This is a genomic window from Mesorhizobium sp. M0244 (assembly GCF_040321795.1).
Classification (GTDB): domain Bacteria; phylum Pseudomonadota; class Alphaproteobacteria; order Rhizobiales; family Rhizobiaceae; genus Mesorhizobium.
In genome coordinates this window covers 21,609-30,316 of record NZ_JAMYSE010000077.1, presented here as the reverse complement: position 1 = coordinate 30,316, position 8,708 = coordinate 21,609, and the positions used below count along the sequence as shown (strand labels likewise).

7 protein-coding genes are annotated in these 8,708 nt (G+C 63.8%); 1 reads left to right on the top strand and 6 read right to left on the bottom strand.

The annotated features are described in order from the left end of the window. Positions 1 to 191: 191 nt before the first annotated feature. The 6 genes from NKJ08_RS29925 to tesB all read right to left on the bottom strand — a co-directional run bounded on the left by NKJ08_RS29925 (position 192) and on the right by tesB (position 7,345). Positions 192 to 875, bottom strand: a complete 684-nt coding sequence (locus NKJ08_RS29925; RefSeq protein ID WP_352530034.1) for an outer membrane lipoprotein carrier protein LolA — start codon at positions 873 to 875, stop codon at positions 192 to 194. A 203-nt stretch (positions 876 to 1,078) separates the two neighbouring features. Then, the gene (locus NKJ08_RS29920; RefSeq protein ID WP_352530036.1) at positions 1,079 to 3,739 is read right to left on the bottom strand and encodes a DNA translocase FtsK; all 2,661 of its coding nucleotides are present in this window, start codon (positions 3,737 to 3,739) and stop codon (positions 1,079 to 1,081) included. Positions 3,740 to 4,012: 273 nt separating this feature from the next. After that, the gene (locus NKJ08_RS29915) at positions 4,013 to 4,288 is read right to left on the bottom strand and encodes a hypothetical protein (RefSeq protein ID WP_352530038.1); all 276 of its coding nucleotides are present in this window, start codon (positions 4,286 to 4,288) and stop codon (positions 4,013 to 4,015) included. A 251-nt stretch (positions 4,289 to 4,539) separates the two neighbouring features. Then, positions 4,540 to 5,862 (bottom strand): ammonium transporter, encoded by a 1,323-nt coding sequence (locus NKJ08_RS29910; protein WP_352530094.1) that lies wholly within the window; start codon positions 5,860 to 5,862, stop codon positions 4,540 to 4,542. Between the two features lie 49 nt (positions 5,863 to 5,911). Next, positions 5,912 to 6,250: a P-II family nitrogen regulator gene (locus NKJ08_RS29905; RefSeq protein ID WP_352530040.1), complete on the bottom strand. Its 339-nt coding sequence runs from the start codon at positions 6,248 to 6,250 to the stop codon at positions 5,912 to 5,914. A 219-nt stretch (positions 6,251 to 6,469) separates the two neighbouring features. Further along, positions 6,470 to 7,345: an acyl-CoA thioesterase II gene (gene tesB, locus NKJ08_RS29900; RefSeq protein ID WP_352530042.1), complete on the bottom strand. Its 876-nt coding sequence runs from the start codon at positions 7,343 to 7,345 to the stop codon at positions 6,470 to 6,472. 108 nt (positions 7,346 to 7,453) lie between these two features. Between tesB and NKJ08_RS29895 the strand changes: the two genes are divergently transcribed. Next, a complete protein-coding gene (locus tag NKJ08_RS29895) occupies positions 7,454 to 8,704 on the top strand; it encodes a ubiquinone biosynthesis hydroxylase (protein WP_502904223.1) in 1,251 nt (416 codons plus the stop codon). The last annotated feature ends 4 nt before the right edge of the window (positions 8,705 to 8,708 follow it).

Genomic DNA, 8,708 nt, shown 5'->3' with positions numbered 1-8,708 from the left:
GCGTCTTTCTCCCCGTATAGTGACGGGGAGAAAGACGCTGGCCGTGGCCTCGGGGTCCTTTTTCTCACGCTGGGAATTGGCGAAATCTTCCGTGGCTGCGTCCTTCTCCCCGTCACTATACGGGGAGAAGATGGCGGCAGCCAGATGAGGGGCAGCACCAACGCCGGACCCCTTCCCACAGCGGTGGAAAGCTACCGCGACTTGGTGTTCAGTTCCCGGTTCGCCGTATAGTCGATGGCAAAAGTGTCGGGGGCGAAGCTGACGCCCTCCTTGGTGTTAAAGATCATCACCGTCGTGTCCTTCCCTTGCGCATCGGTGATGGTCCACTGCCGCAATTCATAGGATTTCGGATCGAACATCATGGTGATCTTCGAATTGCCGAACACCGATTTGTCGGCAAGCTGGATGGTGGTGAGGTCGTCTTCTTCCTTGACGGCTCTGACACGCCCGCCCGACAGATCGATCTTGTCGTCCAGCAGCAGCTTCAGCGGCGTTTTCGACAGCGGGTAGAGGTCGGAGGTCCGCAGCTTCTTGTTGAGGATGACCACCGACTTGCCGTCGGAAATCACCCTGAAATTCGAGGCGCCGTCATAATTGAAGCGGATCTTGCCCGGCCGTTCCAGAAAGAACTTGCCGCCGGTCTGCTCGCCCTTGGGCCCGAACTGCACGAACTCGCCGCTCATCGATTTGACCGAGGAGAAATGGTCGGCAATTTTCTGCGCCGTCGCCGGAACCGCTGCTTGCGCCGACGCCAGCAGCTGGAAGCCGGGCACGACGTTGAGGGCTGCGGCACCAACCAGGACCAGGCCGAGGCCGAGCACCTGCCGGCGGGTTGGGGCGAAATCCCTGCTTGGGGCGAAAGATGCGTTTTTCATGCCGGTCACCATCATCTGATTGCTTGCTCGTTGTATTGGTCTGGCCCCCCAGTTGGGCTTAAGTTTGGCGGGCAGCGCAGCGCTCATCCGTTGCAACGCGCCAAGAGGTTCACAGTTGCCGGCGCGGTCCGGCCGGTGGATCGGAGCATGATCCTGAAAAGTGGATAGAGTTCCATCCCGATTCTACCGGGATGGAACGGGCGCTAGAATTTGTCGTCCTCCGTCGGCACCAGGATTTCGCGTTTTCCGGCATGGTTGGCCGGGCCGACAATGCCTTCCTTCTCCATCTTCTCGATGATCGACGCGGCGCGGTTGTAGCCGATGCCGAGCCGGCGCTGGATGTAGCTGGTCGAGGCCTTGCCGTCGCGCAGCACCACCGCAACCGCCTGATCGTAGGGATCGTCGGAATCCTCGAAATTTCCGCCGTCGCCGCCGCCACCACTACCTTTGCCCGACGGCTCGTCGTCATCCTTGTCGTCGTCCTCGGTGATGGCGTCGAGATATTCCGGCACGCCCTGCAATTTCAGATGCGCGACGATCCTCTCCACCTCGTCGTCGGAAACGAAGGGGCCGTGCACGCGCTGGATGCGGCCGCCGCCGGCCATGTACAGCATGTCGCCCATGCCGAGCAGTTGCTCGGCACCCTGCTCGCCCAGGATGGTGCGGCTGTCGATCTTCGACGTCACCTGGAACGAGATGCGGGTCGGGAAATTGGCCTTGATGGTGCCGGTGATGACGTCGACCGACGGCCGCTGCGTCGCCATGATGACATGGATGCCGGCGGCGCGTGCCATCTGCGCCAGGCGCTGCACCGCGCCCTCGATATCCTTGCCGGCGACCATCATCAGATCGGCCATTTCGTCGATGATGACGACGATGTAGGGCATCGGCTCGAGGTCGAGGTTCTCCGTCTCGTAGATCGCCTCGCCGGTCTGCCGGTCGAAGCCGGTCTGCACCGTACGGGAGATCCTTTCGCCTTTTTTCTCGGCCTGCTGCACGCGCGCATTGAAGCCGTCGATGTTGCGGACGCCGACCTTCGACATCTTGCGGTAGCGGTCCTCCATCTCGCGCACGGTCCATTTCAGTGCCACCACCGCCTTCTTCGGATCGGTGACGACCGGCGTCAGAAGATGCGGGATGCCGTCATAGACCGAGAGTTCCAGCATCTTTGGATCAATCATGATCAGCCGGCAGTCCTGCGGCGTCAGCCGGTAGAGCAGCGACAGGATCATGGTGTTGATGGCGACAGACTTGCCCGAACCGGTGGTGCCGGCGACCAGCACGTGCGGCATCTTGGCGATGTCGACGATGACCGCCTCGCCATTGATGGTCTTGCCCAGCGCCAGCGCCAGCTTTGCCTTGGTGGTCTCGAAATCGCGGCTGGCCATGATCTCCCTGAGATAGACGGTCTCGCGCTTGGCGTTCGGCAATTCGATGCCGATGGCATTGCGGCCGGGCACTACGGCGACGCGGCAGGCGATCGCGCTCATCGAGCGGGCGATGTCGTCGGACAGGCCGATCACCCGCGACGATTTGATGCCTGGCGCGGGTTCCAGCTCATAAAGCGTGACGACCGGGCCGGGGCGGACATGGATGATCTCGCCCTTGACGCCGAAATCCTCCAGCACGCCCTCGAGCAGGCGGGCATTCTGCTCCAGCGCGTCCTTGGACAGGCTGGCGTCGCGCACCACGTTCTTTGGCTCCGACAGGAAATGCAGCGACGGCATCTCGAACTTCTCCGAGCCGATCAGCGAGGTCTGTGCCTCGCGCTGGACCCGGGCGCCGGGTGCCGGCCGTGGCGCCGGCGCCTCGACGCGTGTCGCCGCATCGGAGCGGAAGTTCTGCACCTTCGCCGTCGGCGCGGCGCGGCGTTGGCCGGCCGGCTCGGGCGCGAAATCCATGTCGTCGTCATTGTCCTCGTTATCGAAGACATCGGCATCGTCGGGGTCGATCGAGGCACTGCGGTCGTTGACCATGGCGGCGAAGAATTCCGGCTCGACGCGGGCGCGCCCGCCCGGGCTCATCCGCGCCTCGGCGAACTCGGCCGATTCGACCCGTTCGGCCGCCCGCCGCCAGGCGCTGGCGCGCGGCTCCATCTCGGGCTCGAAATCGTCGCGCTCGCGCCGGCGCGCGGCGCGGCGGCGCAAATAGGCCCGCAACGACAGCCACCAATGGGTGATGGCGCCAAGTGCCAATATGCCTTCGTCGCCCTCGTCCTCTTCATTGTCGAAAAGCAGGTCGTCCTGCGGATCGGGCGCGGCAGGCTGATCAAGGACGGCAAAGCCATTCTTGCGTGAAATCAGCGCCGAACCATACAGAAACAGCCCCAGCGCCGGTGCTGCAAGGAGCACGGCGAGCACGCTGGCGACGAGGCCGGTCGGGTAGCCGCCGATGACCAGGCCGGGAATGTTGAGCACCATATCGCCGAAGACGCCGCCGAGACCGGTCGGCAGCGGCCAGGTCTTGGGTGGCACCACGCAGCCGGCAATTGCCGCGCCAAGCAGCGAAAAGCCGAACCCGGCGAGCGCGCGCTTCGGCAGCCGGTCGACGCCACGTGCGGTAAACAGCAGAAATCCCCAGATCACCGCCGGCACCAGTGCCGCAACCGCGGCAAGTCCGAAGAACTGCATCGCAATGTCGGAAAAGACGGCGCCCGCATAACCCATTGCATTGGTGACGACGTTGTCGGTGGCATGCGAAAAGCTCGGATCGGCGACGTTCCAGGTGGCAAGGGCGGCAACGCCGAAGCCAACCACCGCAAACAGCCCGGCACCGACCAGCCGGCCGACCTGGCGCCTCGCGAACGCCCGGATGCCGTGCCCCGTATCGGCCAGCGCAAGCGGTGCTGAAGCCCCTGAACGCATGCTCTTCCCCGTCTGTCGTTGCCCGGCCGGGCGCGGACGCGCAACACGGCAGATTCGGCTGTCAGACTAGCGGCGGGAAGGTTAAGGGCGCATTAACCATGGGCAGTCTGCGTCTCCGGAACTGGCGCGAGATGTCATGCCTGGCTTCCTGTTCGAACACGGCGCTGATCCTGCGACGGGCATTGGAAGCCACCCCGGCTCGGCAATAATGGCGGGCACGCTGGCCCGCCATCGTGGTGATGAAACGATCAGGCTGCAGCCTGATCGAGATTGTCAGTTGGCGCCGCCGAGTGCCTGCACATTGGCGCAGAATTCGGCATGCGGCTTGCTCATCGCCGCATCGTTGCATTCCTTCTTCATGGCTTCCTGCTTTTCCTTCGGCATCGCCATGAACGCGGTCTTGAATTCCGCCATCGGCTTCATGGTTTTCATGCCGGAATCGGTGAAGAACGGCGCCATGTTGTCCGGCTCGTCCAGCGCACCGGCCAGTGCCGTCCCGCTGACCAGGGCAAGAGCGAGTGCTCCGAGGCAGATTTCCTTGATGTTCATGATGGTTCCTTCCCTATGTTTTGACGACGTCCAAATGACGACCGCCACCACAGTTCGGAGCCGCTGCGGCCGATATTTCACGCCGCCGGCGGATCGAGCACCTGATCAAGCGATTGTGATCGAGCCATCACGGCCATCTGCGCACAAAAAGAGGCCCGGAAGATTTCCGGGCCTCAAGGCGTGAGCCCTTTCGGGAGCATCACGACGGGATCTTTCCGGCACCGGCAAAACGCCGGTGCCGGCCAAATACCTTACGGCACCACTTCGCCGTGCTGGCTGATGTCGAGGCCTTCGACCTCTTCCGGGGTGGAAGGACGCAGGCCGACCAGCGCCTTGACGATATAGAGGATCACGAAGCTCGCGATCGCCGTCCACAGGATGGTGAAGACGATACCGTAGAGCTGCTTGCCGACAGAGGCACCCGCCCCGAGGCTGTTGATCGCTGGATCGGCGAGCACGCCGGTCAGCAACGCGCCGATGATGCCGCCGATCCCGTGCACGCCGAACGCATCGAGCGAGTCGTCATAGCCGAACGCGTGCTTGAGCTTGACGGCCGAGACGTAGCACAACACGCCGGCGACGATGCCGACGATGAAGGCGCCGGTCGGATTGACGAAGCCGGAAGCCGGCGTCACCGCGACCAGGCCGGCGACGGCGCCCGAGATGATGCCGAGAACGCTCGGCTTCTTGGCGACGATCCATTCGGCGAACATCCAGGCGAGCGCCGCAGCGGCAGCGGCAACCTGGGTGTTCAGCATCGCGGCACCGGCAAGGCCGTCGGCGGCCAGTTCCGAGCCGGCGTTGAAGCCGAACCAGCCGACCCACAGCAGCGAAGCGCCGATTACGGAGTAGACAAGGTTGTGCGGCGCCATATTGGTGGTGCCGTAGCCTTCACGCTTGCCGAGAACCAGCGCGCAAACCAGGCCGGCGACACCGGCATTGATGTGAACGACCGTGCCGCCGGCGAAATCGAGAACGCCGGCCGTGCCGAGGAAGCCGCCGCCCCACACCCAGTGCGCGATCGGGGCATAGACCACCAACAGCCACGCCCCCATGAAGATGAGCAGCGCCGAGAACTTCATGCGTTCGGCGAAGGCGCCGGCAATCAGCGCCGGCGTGATGATGGCGAAGGTCATCTGGAACATCGAGAAGACGAATTCAGGAATGTTCGCCACCCCCGGCAGCCACAGCGACGAGGTGGTGATGCCGTTGTGGAAGAACTTCGAGAAGCCGCCGAGATAGGCATTCATGCCGCCGCCATCCGAGAAAGCCAGCGAATAGCCGAACATGAACCACAGCACCGTCACCAGACAGGTGATGGCAAAGCTCTGCATGATCGTGGCGAGCACGTTCTTCTTGCGCACCATGCCGCCGTAAAACAGCGCCAGGCCCGGGATGGTCATCATCAGCACCAGCGCCGTCGAGGTCAGCATCCAGGCGGTGTTGCCGGTGTCGAGCGCGGGCGCAGGGGCGGCCGGTGCTGCCGGAGCCGCTTCCTGCGCGAACGCAGCAACCGTGCCCAATGCAGCGAGAGCGAGCGAGCCCAAAACGGCCGCGCGCCCCGTTATCTTCAAGGTGGAAGGAATATTCATTGAACTCTCCATTGGAATACGTATCCGCAGCTCAAAGCGCGTCGGTGTCTGTTTCGCCGGTGCGAATGCGCACCGCCTGGTCGATGCCGAAAACGAAGATCTTGCCGTCGCCGATCTGGCCGGTCTTGGCCGCCGCGGTGATGGCTTCGACGGCCTTGTCGACCATGTCGATGGCGACCGCGACTTCGATCTTGATCTTCGGCAGGAAGCTGACCGCGTATTCCGCCCCGCGATAGATTTCCGTGTGCCCCTTCTGACGTCCGTAGCCTTTGACTTCGGTGACGGTCAGGCCCTGGATGCCGACTGCGGTGAGCGCCTCGCGCACCTCGTCGAGCTTGAACGGCTTGATGATTGCCATCACGATCTTCATAAGGTTTCACCCTTTGCTGTTGCGCGTTCCCGCGTTTGTACGACTTCGCCGATCCCCATGAGAGCCGGAGAGTGCCCGCTAGGATTCAAGCTCCGTGCCAATTGCCGAAGCAGGGTGTTAAGCTATTGTTAAACAAGGAAATCGGGAAGGTTTGCCGGCTGCCTGTTCACAGTCGCGGCAGTGCATCTGATTAAAAAATAGGCAAATTTCGAAAAATGCCTACTCCGCAGGCGGCCGCTTCAGCCGGATGAGCCCCTCCTGGGCAACCGAGGCGATCAACGTGCCGTCGCGGGCAAACAGCGAGCCGCGGGTAAAGCCACGCGATCCTTGCGTCGACGGGCTGTCTTGGGTGTAGAGCATCCAGTCGTCGAGCGGGTGGCTGCGGTGGAACCACATGGCGTGGTCGAGGCTCGCCGCCTGGATGTCGCGATCGAAAATGGCGCGGCCATGGGCAAAGGTCGAGGTGTCGAGCAGCGTCATATCGGAGAGATAGGCGAGCACGGCCGCCTGCGTGGCGCGGTCGGCCGGCACCGGGCCGGTGGTGCGGATCCAGATGTTCTGCTTCGGCTCGAGCTTTTCCCGGCTGGTATAATGCTTCAGCATCACCGGCTTCATCTCGATCGGCCGGTCGCGCTCCCAATAGCGCTTGATGCCGTCGGGCACGGCTTCGCCGAACTTGCCCAGCAATTCGCGCTGCGACAGCAATGTGTCGGGCGCCGGCACGTCCTGCGGCATCGGCACCTGATGTTCCAGGCCGACCTCATCTTGCTGGAACGAGGCTTCCAGCGAAAAGATCGCCTGGCCGTGCTGGATCGCCACGACGCGCCGGGTGGTGAAGGAGCCGCCGTCACGAATGCGGTCGACCTCGTAGATGATCGGCACCTTGGTGTCGCCCGGCCGCATGAAATAGCCATGCAGCGAATGCACGTGGCGCTCGGGCTGGACCGTTCGCTGCGCGGCGACCAGCGCTTGGGCGATGGTCTGGCCGCCGAAGATGCGCTGCCAGTCGAGCTTGGGGCTGCGACCACGATACAGGTTGTGTTCCAGCTGCTCGAGGTCGAGAATGCCGAGAAGCTCGTCCATGGCTGCCGTCATGTTTCGTGACCTCGCCGCAAAATTACCATGGCGGTTTCCGACAGGAATGGCGGGCAGTCAAGGGCGGAATGGCCCCGGCTAGGTCAAGAGGCTGGCGCCGTAAAAGGAATGGTCATGGTGGACAGCAAGAATTCGCTCGACGTTCTGGTCGCCGGCGCCGGCTATGTCGGCTTGGCCGCCGCCGTATCACTGAAGCAGGCGCGGCCGAGCCTCGCCGTCGCCGTCGTCGACGCCGCGCCCGCCGGCGTCTGGCGGAAGGACGGCCGCGCCTCGGCGATTGCCGCCGCCGCTTGCCGCATGCTCGACCAGCTCGGCGTCTGGAACGAGATCGCGCCGGAGGCGCAGGCGATCACCGAAATGATCGTCACCGATTCGCGCACTTCGGATCCGGTCCGCCCGGTGTTCCTCACCTTCGACGGCGAGGTTGCGCCAGGCGAACCGTTTGCGCACATGGTCGCCAACAAGGATTTGAACGGCGCCTTGCGCCGGCGCGCCGAACAACTCGGCATCGGCATCATTGAAGGCGTCGCCGTCAGCGCCTTCGACATCAACGGCGCCGGCATCACCGTGCATCTTGCCGACGGGGCGACGCTGAAGGCGCGGCTGCTCGTTGCCGCCGACGGCGTCAACTCGAAGCTGCGCGACATGGCCGGCATCAAGACCGTGAAATGGGAGTATGGCCAGTCTGGCATCGTTTGCACCGTGGCGCATGAGCGGCCGCACAACGGCCGCGCCGAAGAGCATTTCCTTCCCGCAGGCCCCTTTGCCACGCTGCCGCTCAAGCCGGGCAAGGGCGGCACCAACCGTTCGTCGATCGTCTGGGTCGAACGGTCGCAGGATGCCGAAAAGCTGGTCAAGGGCGACACCCTGGTCCTGGAATATGAGCTCGAGCAGCGCTTTGGCCTCAAGCTCGGCGAAATCCATATCGCCGACAAGCCCCGCGCCTGGCCGCTCAGGCTGACCATTGCGCGCGCCTTCGTTGCGCCGCGCATCGCGCTTGCCGGCGACGCCGCCCACGGCATCCACCCGATCGCCGGCCAGGGGCTCAATCTCGGCTTCAAGGACGTGGCTGCGCTGGCCGAAGTGGTGGTCGAGGCCGACCGGCTCGGCCAGGACATCGGCGCGCTCGACGTGCTCGAGCGCTACCAGCAATGGCGGCGCTTCGATACGGTGCAGATGGGCATCACCACCGATGTGCTGAACCGGCTGTTTTCCAACGATTTCGGCCCGCTGCGCACTTTGCGCGACGTCGGCCTCGGCCTCGTCGAGCGCATGCCGCGGCTGAAGGAGTTCTTCATCCGCCAGGCGTCGGGTCTGTCCGGCGACACGCCGAAACTGTTCAAGGGCGAGGCGATCTGAGCGT